Genomic DNA, 15,519 nt, shown 5'->3' on the forward strand with positions numbered 1-15,519 from the left:
ACGCTTAATCTGCGAAAAATTTCCATACGGCACCCCAACTTTGCACTACTCAGCTTCAACTCTTACAGAACGCTGCACGGGTGCTTTCCTTCCGGTTTTCAAGCGGGGTAATTATCAGCAAGACAAGGCCGCTAATTAGGGTACGCTTACCAAGGCACTATTGCATTAGATGCCAATCCATCACGTAATGCCGAAGGATTTCCATGAAACTTGGACGATTGAGCGCTGCCGCAGGATTCGCGGCCCTTGCCCTCGCGCTGGCCGCCTGCAGCTCCACCTCCGCCAGCTCCGCTCCGGAGAAAGCAGCGGACCCGGAGGCCCGGGTAGTCGTGGCCAACTTCCGTGCCCCGGTCTCCAATTGGGCGCTGGAAAGCGACGACGCCTACGTGCTCTCCATCGCCGGCTGCCTGGAAACCCTGGCCAAATACGACCAGGGAACCAAAACCGTCGAACCGATGCTCGCTACCTCCTGGAAGCAGTCCTCGGACACCGAATGGGACTTCGAGCTGCGCAAGAACGTGGAATTCCAAGATGGCACCATCATGGATGCCAAGGCCGTAGCCGCTTCACTCAACCATGTGCTCAAGGCGACCGCACCGGCCCGTGCGGTGAACCCCAAGACCATCAAGAAGGTCGAAGCCCTCGACGCTGATACCGTGCGGGTCACCACCCCCGGCGCGGATCCGCTGCTGCCCTACCGCATGGCCAGCGTGAACGCAGGTGTGCTCTCCCCTGCCGCGTACACCGGCAAGGGCATCGATCCGATGAATCATTGCACCGGGCCTTTCGCCCCGGTCTCCGAAAAAGCCGGGCAGTCCCTGACCTTGGACCGCAATGAGAATTACTGGGACGGCGAAGTGAAGCTGGCTGGCGGAGAAATCCGCTACATCACCGAAGGCGCCACCCGTGCTACCCAGGTGCAGACCGGCGAAGCGGACATCTCGATGTCCATCCCGGCCACCAGCCTGGCTACCCTGGAGGCCGATGACAAGATCAGCGTGCTGAAGGCCGATTCGCCCCGCACCTCGACCCTGTACCTGAACAACTCGCGCGCTCCATTCGACAACCCGGAGCTGCGCAAGGCCGCCACCATGGCCTTGGACCTGCCGGCCATGGCCGCGAGCATCTACGAAGGTGCAGCGCAGCCTGCCACCGGCCCCTTTGCCCCGAGCGAGCCTTGGGCCAACCCTGACCTGGCCGTACCGCAGGTGAATATCGAAGAAGCCAAGAAGCTGGTGGAAGCCTCGGGATACCAGCAGGAGAAGCCGCTGGAAATCATTGCGATCACCGAACGCGCGGAGTTCGCCGGGGTAGGCGCCATCATCCAGGAGCAGTTCAAGCAGATCGGTTTGCAGGCCAACGTAGTGACCAAGTCCTACGGCGCCGCGGAGCCCGATGTGCTGGCCGGCAAGTACGACATGATCCTCAGCCAGCGCAACCGGATGATCGACATCGCTGATCCGATCGGCTTCCTGCAGTCCGACTACACCTGCGAGGGCGGCTACAACCTGAGCCACTACTGCAACGAGGACTATGACAAGCTGGTCGGCCAGGCACTGGTGGAGAAGGATGAAACCAAGCGCCACGACCTGTACCGCAAGGCAGGCGATATCCTCGCCGAAGACGCCGCGAACGTCTGGCTGGTCAACGAGCAGGCAATTGACGCCGTGGGAGCCAAGGTCCAGGGCTACGTCCAGGACCCGCTGACCCGCTACGTGCTGACCAAGGATCTGGCGAAGACCAGCTAGCGTGTCTCCTCTAACCACCATGCTGCGCCGGGTCCTTGGACTCGGCGCGGCAGTTCTGCTTTCATCCTTCGCGGTATTCCTGGTCCCCTTTGTTTCCCCCGGGGACCCCGTGCGGTCCTTGCTGCGCGCACGCATGGACATCGGGGCTGCCGATGAGGCAACGGTGCAGGCCTACGCGGAGCAATTCGGCCTGCATGACCCGATGCTGGTGCAATTCGGAAGGTGGCTGGGCCGGTTCGCCACCGGAGACATGGGCATCTCGCATATCAGTGGTACCCCGGTAGCCGACCAGGTGCTCCCGGCCATTGGCGTCACCCTATCCTTGGCCGGCAGCGCCCTGCTGGTGGCCATAGTGGCCTCCATCCTTTTGGGCGTCGCTTCGGCAACCCGCGCCGGGCAATGGCCAGATAGGCTCATCACCTCCATCACCCATGCGCTCATTGCGATCCCTGAATACGCGCTGGCTCCGCTGCTGGTGCTGCTCTTCGCGGTGCGCGTCTCGCTGCTGCCCTCGGCCGGGTTCGATTCCCCTGCCTCGTTGGTGCTCCCGGTCTTCATTCTGGCCTTGCGCCCCATCAGCTTCTTCACCGTCGCGGTGCGCTCGGGGGTGTGCCAGGCTTTGGACTCCGAACATGTGCTGGCGGCTCGTGCCCGCGGGCTGAGCAGCGCCCAGGCTTTGGTTCGCCATGTGGTTCCCCACGGACTGCTGCCATTGTGGACCATGGTCGGTGTCTGGTTTGCCGGGTTGCTGGGCGGCTCAGTCATTGTGGAGGTCATCTTTGCCATTCCCGGCATGGGCAGGCTGATCTTCGACTCCATCGTTGATGCTGATATCCCGGTAGCCCAGGGCGGCGTGGTGGTTGTCGTGGCCTGTGCCGTGGTGGTGACCGGAATCGTTGACCTGGTGCACAAGATCAGTGACCCCAATGTGAGGATTGGTGTACGGCATGGCTAGGACTCATTCCAGGGAAATCCTGCTTTCACCTCCCGCGTTCATATTGCTGGCAGTGGTCATCCTGACCATCGCCGCCTCGTGGATTTCCCCTTATGATCCCAACGCCCAGAGCCTGGCGGACCGGTTGCAGGCACCCAGCCTGGCCCACTTGCTGGGCACCGATGCCCTGGGCCGTGACACCTTGAGCCGGGTGCTGCATGGTGGCCGGTTCTCGCTATCGGTAGCACTGATCACCACGCTGTTCTCGCTGCTGGTGGGCACCGCACTGGGCCTGCTCAGCGCGGTGCGCGGCGGCTGGCTGGATGAGCTCTTCCTGCGCGTGAACGACTTGCTGCTCGCGTTGCCCGAAATCGTGATTGCGCTGCTGATCATCGCGGTCATGGGTCCCGGATTCTCCACCATGGTGCTTTCCGTGGGCGTCGTGGCATGGACCCCCACGGCACGGTTGGTGCGATCCATGGCGGCCCAGGCATTGAGCACCCACCATGTCGAGGCCTCCAAGCATGTGGGCGCTTCACGCTGGTTCATCCTGCGCCATCATGTCCTGCCCTTCGTCGCGGGTCCGGTGCTGGCCCAGGCCGCTTTGCGCTTCGGCCTGTTGCTCGTATTGCTCGGCTCATTGTCCTATCTGGGCATCGGAGTCCAGCCGCCGCAGTCCGACTGGGGTTCGATGCTGGCCGAGGCCCAGCCTCATGCGATCCGCTCCCCGTGGGGCATGATTGCACCGGGCGCAGCCATCTTCCTGGTCAGCTTCTGCGTTACCCTGCTGGGCAATCGCATCACCCACGTGCTGGGCGGGCAGGACGTGCTTGCTACCGAGGCCAAGGCGGAAATCCATGACTAGAGAACTTGAATTCATTGATCTCTCGGTCAGCTCCGGCGATCAGCGGTTGCTTTCCGAGGCACGTGGCGCCTTGAGAGCCGGCGAACTGGTGGCGGTGGTAGGGCGTTCCGGTTCCGGCAAGACGCTGCTCACCAAGGCGATTATCGGCCTGCTGCCCCAGCAGCTGCGTGCTGAGGGGAAGATCCTGCTTGATGGCCAGCGCCTTGACCAGCTGGACGAGAAAGCCATGGACTCGGTGCGCGGACGACGCATCAGCATGCTGTTCCAACAGCCTAAGCGCGTGATGAACCCGCGGTTGACCATCCGCGCGCACCTGCTCGAGGCCTTGGGAGCCCACGGCTGGGGCAAAGCCCGCCAGCATGAGGATCGGGTGCTGTCCTTGCTCGAGGAAGTAGGCCTGTCTCCCGCCAAGCAGATTGCCGGCAAACGCCCGGACCAGCTCTCCGGCGGGATGGCCCAGCGCGCCATGCTTGCCATCGCCCTAGCCGCTGATCCGGAGTTCATCCTGGCCGATGAACCGACATCATCTTTGGATTCGATCCTCAAGTCCGAGGTGCTGCAATTGCTGCGCCGCAAGCAGCAGGAGCGCGGCGTAGGCGTCCTGTTCGTTACCCATGACATCGCCAGCATCCAGCACATCGCGGATCGCGTTGTAGTAGTCAGCGACGGTCAGATTGTGGACCAGTGCCCTACCGCGCTGATCTTCTCCAAGGACCGCCACTCCAAGACACGCGAGCTGGTCGAAGCCAGCTTGCCTCCTCTGCGCACGCTCCGTGCGACGGATTCGGCATGCTTGCTCGAGGCGGTGGACGCGGGCAAGAACTATACGCGCCGCGCAAAAGGCCCGGCAGCGTTGAACCCCACGAGCTTGCGCCTGCACGGTGGCCAAGTCCTGGGGGTGGTGGGCCGCTCAGGTTCCGGCAAGAGCACCTTTGCCAGGCTGCTGGCCGGGTTGGAACAGCCAACCACCGGTCGGATCATTCATGCGCACCATAATGGCGAAGCAACCCGGGTGCAGGTCATTGCCCAGGAACCGTATTCCTCCTTCGATCCCCGGCTTACCATCCGCACTTCGATGAGCGCGGCGGTGCACCGGCTGCCGGCAATCCAGGCCGGCGAGCGCATGGCGCAAGCCATGGCCCAGGTGGGATTGCCCGAGCAATTGCTGGATCGCAGGCCGGGCCAGTGTTCAGGCGGCCAGCTCCAGCGACTGGCTATCGCACGTGCGCTGCTGACCGAGCCGCAGGTTTTGATCTGCGATGAATCCACCTCGGCACTGGATTCGGTAGCCCAGCGCCACATCCTCGACCTGCTGCTTGATTTGCGCGAGCAAATGGGGCTGAGCCTCGTGGTCATCTCCCACGACATGGACGTGATCCGCTATGTGAGTGATGACGTGGCAGTGTTCTACGAGGGCGAGCTGGTGGAGCATCGCCCCCTCGACGATTTCCTGGCTGACCCGGAACACCAGCACAGCAAGGACCTCGTGGCCGCGCTGGACATCACCGCTGCGGTTCCTTCCGCCAGCTGATTTCCGCTTCCGCAAGAAAACCCGGAAGTCTTGTGCCCTGATTCGGACGGCTTATAGATTGATGGACTATGACCGACAGTTCACAGAAGAATCCGTCCATCACCCGCCGGTTGCCATTGCTGTTCCTATGCGCGGCCTTGTTCCTTTCAGGCTGTTCGGCTCCAGCCCCGGAATCCGGCGACGACCAGAAGCCAGCTTCCGACAGCACCCGGCTGGCCAGCGTAATTGAAGCCGGAACGCTGAAGGTCTGCACCACCGGGGACTACCGGCCGTTCACCTACCTCGACCCGGAAACCGGGGAATGGTCGGGAATCGACATCACGATGGCCAAGGATCTTGCCGAGTCCATGGGCGTCGAACCCGAGTTCATCCAGACCTCATGGAAGGACTTGATGCCGGACTTCCTCTCCAAGTGCGACATGGCAGTAGGCGGGGTTTCCATTTCCATGGAACGTGCCCAGCAGGCCTACTACAGCGAAGCCACACTGGACGAGGGCAAGACACCCATCACCCTGTGCGAGAACGTGGAGAAGTACGACACGATCAAGGAAATCAACCAGCCCGGGGTCCGTTCCATCACCCCGATCGGCGGCACCAACGAGAAATTCGCAGACGCGAATTATCCCGACGGGGAAATCATCCGCTTCGAGGACAACAACAAGATCTTCGATGAGATCATTGCCGGACGGGCGGATGTAATGACCACCGATGCCTCGGAAACCCGGTGGGTGGCCAATGAGCATCCCGAGCTGTGCGCAGTGCACCCGGACAAGCCGTTCAACTTCTCCCAGAAGGCCTACCTGCTGCCGCTGGGTGATGACGAGTTCCAGGAGTACGTGAACCAGTGGCTGAACATGGCCAAGAACGACGGGACGCTCGCCGCGGCCGAGAAGCCCTGGTTCGGGTAACGGCCGCCAGAACATGACAATAAGCCAGCGGCCACGACCCGAAATTTATCGGAGCGTGGCCGCTGGCTTCCTCTTTTCCTCGAACTTGCCCGGACCTCGAACTGCTAATGCATGTGGCTGCCACCATTGATATCAATAGTGGTGCCGGTGAGGTAGGAAGCACCTTCGGATGCCAGGAAGCCGATGACCGATGCGACTTCTCCAGTGGTTGCGGTGCGCCCAATGGGGATTCCCGCGGCAATGGCCGCTTCCTGCTCGTCGGTGCTGCCAACACGGATATTGGTATCCACAGCGCCTGGTGCAATCGCGTTGACGGTGACGCCGCTGGCCGAGATCTCACGGGCCAGCGCCTTGGTGAAGCCAAGGATTGCCGCTTTCGCCGAGGAATAAGGAACCTTGCCGAAGACGCCGCCGCCACGTTGGGCTGACACGGAGGACATGTTGATTACTCGTCCCCATCCACTGTCGATCATTTCCGGCAGGAATGCCTTGGTAACCAAGTACGTGCCCGTGGCGTTGACGTTCATGATCTTGTTCCAGATATCCAAAGTCGTATCCAGGAAATCCACCGGGGACGTAATACCCGCGATATTCACTACGGCGCCGGTGGGAGGCAGCTCCTGTGCGGCGACGCGCGCTGCCACTGCCGCCTGCGCCGTGGCGACCGAGGACTCGTCGGCGACGTCGATCTCGTGGCCGAATGCCGGCACGCCAAATTCTTCAGCAATCTCCGCGGCTACGCGCTCGGATACGGCGTGGTCCAGATCCAGAATCGCTATGCCCCAGCCTTCCCGGGCTAAGTGCCGGGCGGTTTCGATGCCGATCCCCTGGGGCGAGGTTGCACCTGTCAGTACAGCAGTGCGCTGGATTTGTTTCATCGGATTCCTGCTTTCAATTCGGCTCGCCCTAATAACAATGAGGCGAACTTAGTGGTTATGGTGCCCTGCCTTGGACAAGCGCACCAGGAGTTTGTGGTGCACACCACGATAGTTTTGTTTACTGTTGACAGTCAACTGTTAAATTTTCTATTGACAGACCTTGTGCAGTCGCTCACACTTCTATTAGTGTTGACTGTCAACAATGAAAGTTGCCCGTATCCAACAACTCACGAAGGGAGCCACCCATGAGCAGCGAAACTCTAGAAATTCGTGGCCCGATTCACGGCACCAAGGACGCCAAGCGCGTCGCGATAGGCTCCAGCGTTGGAGCCACCATTGAAACCTACGATTTCATCGGCTTTGGCACCGCTGCCGCCCTGTATTTCGGCCACGCATTCTTCCCGGGCACCGATCCACTGCTCGGAACGCTGGCATCATTCGCCACCCTGGGCGTAGGCTTCGCCGCCCGGCCGCTCGGCGGAATTATCGGCGGCCATCTCGGTGACAAGATCGGGCGCAAGCCGGTACTTGTCACTTCGCTGATCGTCATGGGCCTGGCCACTTTCTTCATCGGTTTACTGCCCACCTACGAGCAAGTTGGCGTGCTCGCTCCAGCGCTCCTGGTTTTTGTGCGCATCGTCCAAGGACTGGCCTTCGGCGCTGAATGGGGCGGGGCAATCCTGATGACCTATGAACACGCACCATGGAAGCAAAAGGGCAGGTTCACCGGGATCGTCCAGTCCGGATTCCCAGTAGGATTGCTGCTGGCCAATCTGGTGTTCCTGCTCAGCGTGCAACTGCCTGGCGACTGGGGCTGGCGTGTTCCATTCCTTGCCAGCATCCTGCTGGTCATCGTTGGACTGGTCATCCGCTCGAAGGTCCCGGAGTCGCCTGTGTTCGACGATGTCAAGAATTCAGGGCAGATCGTCAAATCGCCGATTATGGATGTCATCCGCACCGACTGGCGCAATATCCTGCGCGGCATCGGGTTGCGCATTGCCGAGACCGCAGGCTACGCGGTCTCCATCACCTACATGATCTCCTACCTGCACACCACAGGCTTGGCGGCGAACTGGCAAACGCTGACCGCTCTGAGCATCGCCTCGGCCGTTGGCATCTTCGCGACCTATCGCTGGGGCCGGCTCACCGACCGCGTCGGACGGCGCACTGTCTACCTGTTCGCTTGCGCCTTTGCCGCGCTCTTCGGCATTCCAATGTTCCTGATGGTCAATACCGGCTCGTTCCTGATGATCATCGCCACGATCGTTATCTCCTATGCGATCTGCCAGAACTCCATGGCCGGCGCCCAGGGTGCCTGGTTCCCCGAGCTCTTCCAAGCAAAGACCCGCTCCTCCGGCGCATCGCTGGCCTACCAGATCTCAGCCATGGTTTCAGGTTTCACACCGTTCATCACCACCTTGCTCTTCATGCAGTTCGGCTGGATGGGCCCGGCCGCGCTCTTCATCGGCTACGCGCTGATCGGCTTGTGGGCGGCACTGGTCACCAAGGAAACCTGGGGCGCACGCGAACGCCGTCTGGCCGACCAGGCCATCGCCGCGAATCCGCAGAAAAGCTGCGTCTGATCCCGGGCAGCAACCCCGAACACCGACCCGTTGAATTCTCGAGAGGACAACCTATGGCAATCGCAGCCACCGAAAATCAAACGTTGACTTTGGACCAGCGCACCGAAAGGGTCCGCGGCGCCGCGTACCGCATTCGCCACCACTCACTGAATATGGGCGAGGTGCAGGGCCAAGGATATGTAGGGCAGGCATTAGGTGCGGCAGACATGTTCGCCACCATTTACGTGGACCAGCTGAATTTCCGCCCGGCAGAACCGGATTGGCAAGACCGCGACCGCTTCCTGCTCTCCACCGGCCACTACGCCATCGGCTTCTACGCCGCGCTGGCCGAAGCGGGCATCATCCCGGTGGAAGAGCTGGAAACCTACGGTTCGGACGATTCCAGGCTCCCGATGTCCGGAATGTCCACCTATACCCCCGGCATGGAAATCTCCGGAGGCTCCCTGGGGCACGGCCTGTCCATCGCGGTCGGCATGGCCCTGGGCCTGCGCCACCAGAACAGGACCCAGCGGGTGATCAACTTCCTCTCCGATGGCGAACTGGATGAGGGCTCCACCTGGGAAGCGGCCATGGGTGCCGCCCACCACCAGCTGGGCCAGCTGACTGCCATGGTGGACATCAATGCCCTGCAAGCCGATGGTGCTACGGCCGGGGTACTGCGCACCGAACCGGTCGCCGAGAAATGGGAAGCTTTCGGCTGGTACGCCCAGCGGATCAACGGCAATGACCCGCGAGCGCTGCTGCAGGCTTTCGACAACATCGCGGCCCAAGCGGCCCTCACCTCGCGCCCGTCGGTCATCTTGTGCGACACCAAGGTAGGCCGTGGCGTTCCACTGCTGGAAAACCGCGAGAAAGCCCACTTCATGCGCATTGAAGACAACGAATGGCAGATCTGCCGCGACCAACTCACCGAAGGCTTCGAAGGGAGCAACTCCTAAATGTCTGCCACCGCCAAACCACGACTGAAAACCTCGGCCATGATCGCCTCCTTCGCAGAGCCCGGCCAGAAGACCGCGCCAGCCCCTTTCGGCCATGCCCTGGCCAAGGCGGCCGAGAAGGATCCGCGCATCGTAGGCCTGACCGCCGATCTAGGCAAGTACACGGACATGCACATCTTCGCCCAGCAGCACCCTGAACGCTTCTTCCAGATGGGCATGGCCGAGCAATTGCTGTTCGGAGCGGCCGCGGGGTTCGCCGAAACCGGCATGATCCCCTTTGCTTCCACCTATTCGGTGTTCGCTGCCCGACGAGCCTATGACTTCTTGTGCTTGGATATTGCCGAGCCGAACCTGAATGTGAATATCGTGGGAGGTCTGCCAGGACTGACCACCGGCTACGGCCCGAGCCACCAGGCCACCGAGGACATTGCCATCTTCCGCGGGATGCCGAACCTTACCATTGTGGATCCCTGCGACTCGGTGGATATCGAGCAATCGGTGCCGCAGCTAGCAGCTTGCGAAGGGCCAACCTATCTGCGCCTACTGCGCGGCAAGGTGCCTACCGTCTTGGATGAATACGACTACAGCTTCGAATTGGGCAAGGCAAAAGTACTACGCGGTGGAAACGACGTCGTCTTCGTATCCAGCGGCCTGATGACCATGCGCGCGCTGGATGCCGCGATGGAACTGGCCAGGCACAACGTAGATGTTTCCGTGGTGCACTCCCCCACCATCAAGCCCTTCGACTCGAAAACGGTTCTGAAGGAGATGGCCGGGGACCGTCTGGTGGTCACGCTGGAAAATCATTCGGTGATTGGCGGGTTGTTCGAAACCCTGGCCTCGACCATGGTCCGTGGCGGGATTTCCTCGAAGGTCGTTCCCATCGGCCTGCCTGACGAGTTCCTTGACGCAGGAGCTTTGCCGACACTCCATGACCGCTACGGGTTGTCGATCAGCGCGATCGTCGCCAAGGTCCTGGCTGAGCTCGACTAGATGTGCCCTGATCATCTTGATGTGCTGCCTTGGGCGGGCGCAGTGCTCGCACTGCACCCGCCCAAGGCGCTAAGATCAACAGTTAACAATCGACAGTTGATTTCCAATTACTAGGGGTGTTCCATGGCCATCGCCGATTCTTCCTTGGTAGGCCTTCGCAAGAAGAGCCTGCGCGAGCAGGCATTGATCGCATTGCGCCGGGCCATCACTACCGGCGAATTGCAACAGGGAACCCACTTGGTGGAAACCGAGCTTTCAGCCTCCATGCAAATCAGCCGTGGCACCCTGCGAGAAGCACTGCGCCAATTGGAGCAGGAGGGCTTGGTCTCCGCTGGAGAACGCGGACGGCTGTCAGTTCGCCACTTGGACAACAAGGAAATCCAGGACATCTTCGCGGTCCGGGCCTCACTGGAGACTCTGGCGGCAACGACGCTGCTTCAGCGCGAAGACCTTTCGGACGCTCTCGCGCAGTTGCGCGCCGCGGTAAGCAACATGGAGCAACTCACGGACGATGAAATCGAGGATCGCATTGAAGCGGATCTTGAATTCCATCGCACTCTGTGCCGGCTGTCCGAGAATGACACCCTGCTGCATGCGTGGGAGCAGCTTGAGGGCTCCATCCGCATGTCAATCATGTTCGGCGGCTACGAACGTGGGGTGCGCAATATGGATGTCGCACGCCATTTCAAGCTGGTGGACACCATCGAGGCTGGCGACAGCGCCGCGGTTAGCGCGGAAATCTCCGAGCATATGCGCATTGCCGCCGAGACTCTGATGGGCTCGTAGGGCCACCACAAATATTGCAAAAGCCAGCGGCTCCATCCAATGCAGGTTGGACGGAGCCGCTGGCATTGCTATTCAGCTGGCGTGATCAGTTCTCCCAGAACGGGTAGTCGATGTAGCCCTTGGGACCTTCGGTGTAGAAGGTCGCGAAATCCGGTTCGTTCAGCGGCAGCTGTTCTTTCCAGCGGCGCACCAAATCCGGGTTGGCAATCGCAGGGCGGCCCACGACAACGGCTTCGCCCCAGCCTTCGGCAGCCACGCGGGCGGCTTCCTCATAGGTGGTGATCTCTGCGAAGCCGGTGTTCAGCAGCACCGGTCCGCCAAAGGCCTTGCGCAGCGACTGGACCAGCTCGCCGGCTGGGTCATGGTGCAGGATGCTCAGGTTGGCCAGCCCCAGTGGCGCGATGCCCCGAACCAGCGCGGTGTAGGTAGCCAGCACATCCGCGCGATCGTTTTCCAGCGCACCCTGGACATTGTGTTCCGGCGAAATGCGCAGGCCGGTCTTCCCGGCGCCAATGGCATTGGCAACCGCGGTCACTACTTCAATGACAAAGCGGGCCCGGTTCTCCGGGGAGCCACCATAGTTATCGGTGCGGGTGTTGGCCGAAGGTGCCAGGAACTCGTGCAACAGGTAGCCGTTGGCACCGTGAAGCTCCACGCCGTCGAATCCGGCGGCGATGGCGTTGCGCGAAGCAGTCACGAATTCCTCGATGATCCGTGGGAGTTCTTCAGAACCCAGTGCATGCGGAACCGGGTAGGCGTGCTTTCCGGTGTAGGTGCGCGACTCGCCCTCAACCGCGATGGCACTGGGTGCTTCGACGTAGTCGACACCGGTGGTTTCCGGGTGGGTGACGCGGCCAGCATGCATGACCTGGGCGACGATGAGGCCGCCTTCGGCGTGCACCGCGTCGGTGACCTTCTTCCAGCCGGCAATCTGCTCCTCGGTGACTAGGCCTGGCTGGCGGACGAATCCCTGGCCGGCAAAGCTCGGGTAGGTGCCCTCGCTGACAATCAGGCCCAGGGACGCACGCTGGCGGTAATACTCCACTACATCTGCGTTGGGCACGCCGTCCTTGCCCGAACGGGAACGGGTGAGCGGTGCCATGACCAAGCGGTTGGACAGCTTGAGGTCGCCGAGGGCGAGAGGGGAAAACAGATCCATGGGATAAGACTCCTGAAGTGGAATTTGTACTTGCATAGTCCAACTAGGTTTTCCGTTGACGTATTCCAGTTCGGCTGCAAATATGAGCTGGCTAACGGCCAGGGCAGTCTGTTGAACAAGGTCCAGTGAGCAGTTTCCCCGCTGTTATCGCGGCATTCTGTGCACCCGATGGGCAGTACGCGCGATGAATCGCTCATCATGGGAAGAGAACAGCACCGCTCCCCCGCGTTCAAGCATCGAATCGATGACCTCGTTCAGGATTTGAAGCCCCGCCGAATCCAGCGCCTCGGTTGGTTCATCAAGAAGCAGCAGCCGTGGTTCGCGCACCAGCACGGTAGCCAAGGCAACAAGCCGTCGGGCCGAAGCAGGCAGCTCATAAGGATGGGTCTGGGCATAGGATGCCAAACCCAGTTGCTCAAGAATTCGCGGCACCCGGGCGCGCTGAATGCCCTTTTTGGGAAGGCCAAAGGCAATCTCGCGGGTTACCGTCCGCTCGAAGAGCTGGTCCGAAGGATTTTGCAGGAGCATCCCGGAATCGGCTGCCACCCGCAACTTGCCGGCAATTGGCTTGAGCAGGCCCGCGGCGGCTTTGAGCAGTGTAGTCTTGCCTGTTCCGTTGGCACCGGCAAGCCCCACGCATTCTCCTGCAAGGACTTCGAGATCGAGGTCGGAGATGACCGGGGCACTCGCGCCCTTGTATCCGAGTTGCACTCCGGCAAAGGCCAACAGGGGCTTTGCGAAGGCTAGTGCGACGGATGCTCGAGTCGGACTGGAAGACAACGAAGTAGTTCTGGCGGTTTCAGCCGCAGGCCGCAAAGTTCCGTCCGCCAAATTCCACAGGGCATCTGCTTCGGCTTCCCATGCTTCAGTGGTGCGGGTTAACACCACTAGCGCGGTGCCGGCGGCACGCAGCCGGGTGACCATCTCCGTCACTGCTTCGATTGCCTTGGAATCCAAGCCTGCCAGCGGTTCATCCAGCACGATGATGGTAGGCATGGCTGCTGACAGCGCCGCCAGGGCGACCAAGCGTTCTTGGCCTCCTGAAAGCTTGGCAGGATCGCGTTCCAGCAGATGCTCCATGGACAGCCGTGCTGAAAGCTCGGAGATGAGCTCGGCCATCTCTTCGCGGGGCATTCCTTCGTTCTCCCTCGCGAAGACCAGCTCTTCTGCAACCGTCTGGCGAATCCTCGAAAGGTAGAGACCAGCATCCTGGGGCAACAATCCCACATGCCTGGCCCAGCCGGCTACGTCGATTCGTGGCGAATGCTCCGGAGAATAATCGATCCGTTGCCCCGCCAGGATAAATGTTCCCTCACAACTGTCGGTTCCCTGCCGCGGGAGCATACCAGCGAGTACCCCGCCAAATGTGGATTTCCCGGATCCAGAGTCGCCGGAAATGACCGTCAAGGACCCCGGAGATAATTCCAGCTCGATTGCGCGCAAGGTATCGTGATCCGCGTCTGCGTAGCGGAAGCTTCCCAACCGGAGGTGCAGCACCGACGTGCTTTCGACAGGTGCACGGTGTTCCACGTCCATCATGCGGCACCTCCGAATGGCACCAGAATCGCTACCGGCACCACCACCGAACACAGCAGGGCAACCCAGCGGACTCCTCGCTGTATTTGCGAGTCTGCGACCTGGCGCAATCTGCTGTGCTCGCCGCGGGCTGGAAAACCGCGTGCCTCCAGATAAACCGAACGGTCATGGGCATCCTGCACCGAGGAGAGCACCAGCGGCACTGCTCGTAGCCTCAGGCGCTGCAGCCAGCCGGCCAAGCCACGGCCGGTTCCTGCCTTCCGCAAAGCTTGGGCTTCGCCAATGGCATGCTGCTTTTCCATCATCTGCGGAAGAAGGAACAAGGTGGACGCCAGCAGGTACCCCGCCTGCGGCGGAGCTGGCGACAAGTCGATGGCCGCCACCAGCTGGTGCTTGTCGATCAGCAAACCACAGAGCAAGCCAACCACCACCAGCACCGCTGTGCGCAAAGCCAAGGCCGTGGCAATCTCCACTCCCCCAAGGGTCAGGCTTACTGGCCCCCACGAGGCGATCACCGGAGACGAATCCCGGGATGCCAGTCCATGGATCATCAGCAAGGACAACAGGGTTGGAAGCATGATTGCACCGCTAAGCGCCGCGAGTTTGCGGGCTTTGCCGGCCACCGCGCCAATGGCCACGCAGAGGACTATCACCGCGCAGCTCAGCCACCATACGTTGGTAGCCGTGGCTACGGCAACCGTGAACAAGGCGAGGCAAAGCACGGTAAAGGGGTGCAACCCGGTGATGCGGCGCTTCATCGGTGTACTACTTGTTTCCGCTCTTGCCCAGCACCTTGTAGCGGCGGATGAATTCGAAGGAACCGCTCAGGCGCTTCGGCAGGGCGAAGACCAGCAGTGCCGCGATAAGGAAGACAATGGCCTTATCTCCCGGATCGGAGATCAGGGCCTGCTTGGTGACTGCGGAGAGCAGCGAATCACCCATGGAACGGAAGGCTGCAACTACTGCGCCGGTACCGACTCCCGAGGTGCCGCCGTAGACGAACGCGGCTACCGGGGAAGAGACCACACCAACCAGCACACCGGAAACCAGGCCGGCGATTGGGGCAAGGTATGGCCGGCGCAAGGCTCCGTAGCGGGCGGCGGTTCCCGCAAGGAAACCGACCAGCGCGGCTCCAGCTGCGAATGGCAATACGGTAGGTGCAAACAGCGACCAGATCAGGGTGCTGAGCACACCGGTGGCGGCACCGGCACGGCGTCCGGCCAGGAAGCCTACCAATACGGTGCCGATGGAATCCAGGTAGAGCGGGACCATGACGGATCCGACGAATTGGCCCAGGATGATGTTCAATGCCAGGGCGACCGGGATCAGCGTCAGGGCAGAAACTGGCAGATCCGGCAGGACTGCGAGCAGCAGCAGGATGGCAGCGATCAGGTAAGCGGCGAAAGTTGCCAGAGCAACTCCCTGGCCCAGCCCTTCGACGATTCCCGTTGGTTGGGTGATGACCAGAAACAGGTAGGTTCCAACGAGAAGCAGGGTTCCAGCGGCGCCGAGCACCCGGCGGCGCAGGAGCTGGGTCGGTGATGCTTCGGACAAGAGAAGATTCGGTGACATGATGAGGCAATCCTGGGGATACGAGTTAATTGCGCGCAGGATTGCTCCCGCAACGCGCGAATGGCGGGTCTATGTCACCTCGACCCGG

The 15,519-nt window shown here is 61.4% G+C and carries 14 protein-coding genes; 9 read left to right on the top strand and 5 right to left on the bottom strand.

Annotated elements, in window-relative coordinates; translation table 11 throughout:
- Positions 1 to 203 precede the first annotated feature (203 nt).
- From BKX98_RS09045 to BKX98_RS09065, 5 genes are all read left to right on the top strand, one after another.
- Positions 204 to 1,748, top strand: coding sequence for an ABC transporter substrate-binding protein (locus BKX98_RS09045; RefSeq protein ID WP_073706971.1), 1,545 nt, complete (start codon positions 204 to 206; stop codon positions 1,746 to 1,748).
- A 1-nt stretch (position 1,749) separates the two neighbouring features.
- Positions 1,750 to 2,703 (top strand): ABC transporter permease, encoded by a 954-nt coding sequence (locus tag BKX98_RS09050; protein WP_233125321.1) that lies wholly within the window; start codon positions 1,750 to 1,752, stop codon positions 2,701 to 2,703.
- Complete coding sequence (locus tag BKX98_RS09055; protein WP_073706972.1) at positions 2,696 to 3,547, top strand: ABC transporter permease; 852 nt, start codon at positions 2,696 to 2,698, stop codon at positions 3,545 to 3,547. The genes BKX98_RS09050 and BKX98_RS09055 overlap by 8 nt, the downstream gene beginning before the upstream one ends.
- Positions 3,540 to 5,078, top strand: a complete 1,539-nt coding sequence (locus tag BKX98_RS09060; RefSeq protein ID WP_073706973.1) for an ABC transporter ATP-binding protein — start codon at positions 3,540 to 3,542, stop codon at positions 5,076 to 5,078. Before BKX98_RS09055 ends, BKX98_RS09060 begins: the two co-directional genes overlap by 8 nt.
- Before the next feature lie 68 nt (positions 5,079 to 5,146).
- Positions 5,147 to 5,986, top strand: a complete 840-nt coding sequence (locus BKX98_RS09065) for a transporter substrate-binding domain-containing protein (protein WP_073706974.1) — start codon at positions 5,147 to 5,149, stop codon at positions 5,984 to 5,986.
- A gap of 104 nt (positions 5,987 to 6,090) precedes the next feature.
- On the opposite strand, the gene BKX98_RS09070 is transcribed toward BKX98_RS09065, so the two are convergent.
- Positions 6,091 to 6,864 (bottom strand): SDR family NAD(P)-dependent oxidoreductase, encoded by a 774-nt coding sequence (locus tag BKX98_RS09070; RefSeq protein WP_073706975.1) that lies wholly within the window; start codon positions 6,862 to 6,864, stop codon positions 6,091 to 6,093.
- A 245-nt stretch (positions 6,865 to 7,109) separates the two neighbouring features.
- On the opposite strand from BKX98_RS09070, the gene BKX98_RS09075 reads away from it, so the two are divergent.
- From BKX98_RS09075 to BKX98_RS09090, 4 genes are all read left to right on the top strand, one after another.
- Complete coding sequence (locus tag BKX98_RS09075; protein WP_073706976.1) at positions 7,110 to 8,447, top strand: MFS transporter; 1,338 nt, start codon at positions 7,110 to 7,112, stop codon at positions 8,445 to 8,447.
- A gap of 53 nt (positions 8,448 to 8,500) precedes the next feature.
- Positions 8,501 to 9,385 (top strand): transketolase, encoded by an 885-nt coding sequence (locus BKX98_RS09080; RefSeq protein ID WP_073706977.1) that lies wholly within the window; start codon positions 8,501 to 8,503, stop codon positions 9,383 to 9,385.
- Positions 9,386 to 10,378 (top strand): transketolase family protein, encoded by a 993-nt coding sequence (locus BKX98_RS09085; RefSeq protein WP_073706978.1) that lies wholly within the window; start codon positions 9,386 to 9,388, stop codon positions 10,376 to 10,378.
- 123 nt (positions 10,379 to 10,501) lie between these two features.
- Positions 10,502 to 11,164: a GntR family transcriptional regulator gene (locus BKX98_RS09090; protein WP_073706979.1), complete on the top strand. Its 663-nt coding sequence runs from the start codon at positions 10,502 to 10,504 to the stop codon at positions 11,162 to 11,164.
- An 85-nt stretch (positions 11,165 to 11,249) separates the two neighbouring features.
- Here the strand turns inward: BKX98_RS09090 and BKX98_RS09095 are convergent, their stop codons facing one another.
- From BKX98_RS09095 to BKX98_RS09110, 4 genes are all read right to left on the bottom strand, one after another.
- Positions 11,250 to 12,323: an alkene reductase gene (locus tag BKX98_RS09095; protein ID WP_073706980.1), complete on the bottom strand. Its 1,074-nt coding sequence runs from the start codon at positions 12,321 to 12,323 to the stop codon at positions 11,250 to 11,252.
- Positions 12,324 to 12,467: 144 nt separating this feature from the next.
- Entirely contained in the window at positions 12,468 to 13,862 is a 1,395-nt protein-coding gene (locus BKX98_RS09100) for an ATP-binding cassette domain-containing protein (protein WP_073706981.1), read from the bottom strand.
- On the bottom strand, positions 13,859 to 14,617 hold the full coding sequence (locus BKX98_RS09105; RefSeq protein WP_073706982.1) for an energy-coupling factor transporter transmembrane protein EcfT: 759 nt from the start codon (positions 14,615 to 14,617) through the stop codon (positions 13,859 to 13,861). Before BKX98_RS09105 ends, BKX98_RS09100 begins: the two co-directional genes overlap by 4 nt.
- A 7-nt stretch (positions 14,618 to 14,624) precedes the next feature.
- Complete coding sequence (locus BKX98_RS09110; protein ID WP_073706983.1) at positions 14,625 to 15,431, bottom strand: glycosyl transferase family 9; 807 nt, start codon at positions 15,429 to 15,431, stop codon at positions 14,625 to 14,627.
- Positions 15,432 to 15,519: the final 88 nt, after the last annotated feature.

Source organism: Glutamicibacter sp. 0426, from assembly GCF_001906485.1.
GTDB classification, from domain to species: domain Bacteria; phylum Actinomycetota; class Actinomycetes; order Actinomycetales; family Micrococcaceae; genus Glutamicibacter; species Glutamicibacter nicotianae.

Coding starts and splice junctions, on each gene's coding strand:
- BKX98_RS09065 (WP_073706974.1), top strand. CDS start 5,147: ATGACCGACAGTTCACAGAAGAATCCGTCCATCACCCGCCGGTTGCCA.
- BKX98_RS09045 (WP_073706971.1), top strand. CDS start 204: ATGAAACTTGGACGATTGAGCGCTGCCGCAGGATTCGCGGCCCTTGCC.
- BKX98_RS09060 (WP_073706973.1), top strand. CDS start 3,540: ATGACTAGAGAACTTGAATTCATTGATCTCTCGGTCAGCTCCGGCGAT.
- BKX98_RS09110 (WP_073706983.1), bottom strand. CDS start 15,431: ATGTCACCGAATCTTCTCTTGTCCGAAGCATCACCGACCCAGCTCCTG.
- BKX98_RS09095 (WP_073706980.1), bottom strand. CDS start 12,323: ATGGATCTGTTTTCCCCTCTCGCCCTCGGCGACCTCAAGCTGTCCAAC.
- BKX98_RS09085 (WP_073706978.1), top strand. CDS start 9,386: ATGTCTGCCACCGCCAAACCACGACTGAAAACCTCGGCCATGATCGCC.
- BKX98_RS09070 (WP_073706975.1), bottom strand. CDS start 6,864: ATGAAACAAATCCAGCGCACTGCTGTACTGACAGGTGCAACCTCGCCC.
- BKX98_RS09080 (WP_073706977.1), top strand. CDS start 8,501: ATGGCAATCGCAGCCACCGAAAATCAAACGTTGACTTTGGACCAGCGC.
- BKX98_RS09055 (WP_073706972.1), top strand. CDS start 2,696: ATGGCTAGGACTCATTCCAGGGAAATCCTGCTTTCACCTCCCGCGTTC.
- BKX98_RS09105 (WP_073706982.1), bottom strand. CDS start 14,617: ATGAAGCGCCGCATCACCGGGTTGCACCCCTTTACCGTGCTTTGCCTC.
- BKX98_RS09090 (WP_073706979.1), top strand. CDS start 10,502: ATGGCCATCGCCGATTCTTCCTTGGTAGGCCTTCGCAAGAAGAGCCTG.
- BKX98_RS09075 (WP_073706976.1), top strand. CDS start 7,110: ATGAGCAGCGAAACTCTAGAAATTCGTGGCCCGATTCACGGCACCAAG.
- BKX98_RS09100 (WP_073706981.1), bottom strand. CDS start 13,862: ATGATGGACGTGGAACACCGTGCACCTGTCGAAAGCACGTCGGTGCTG.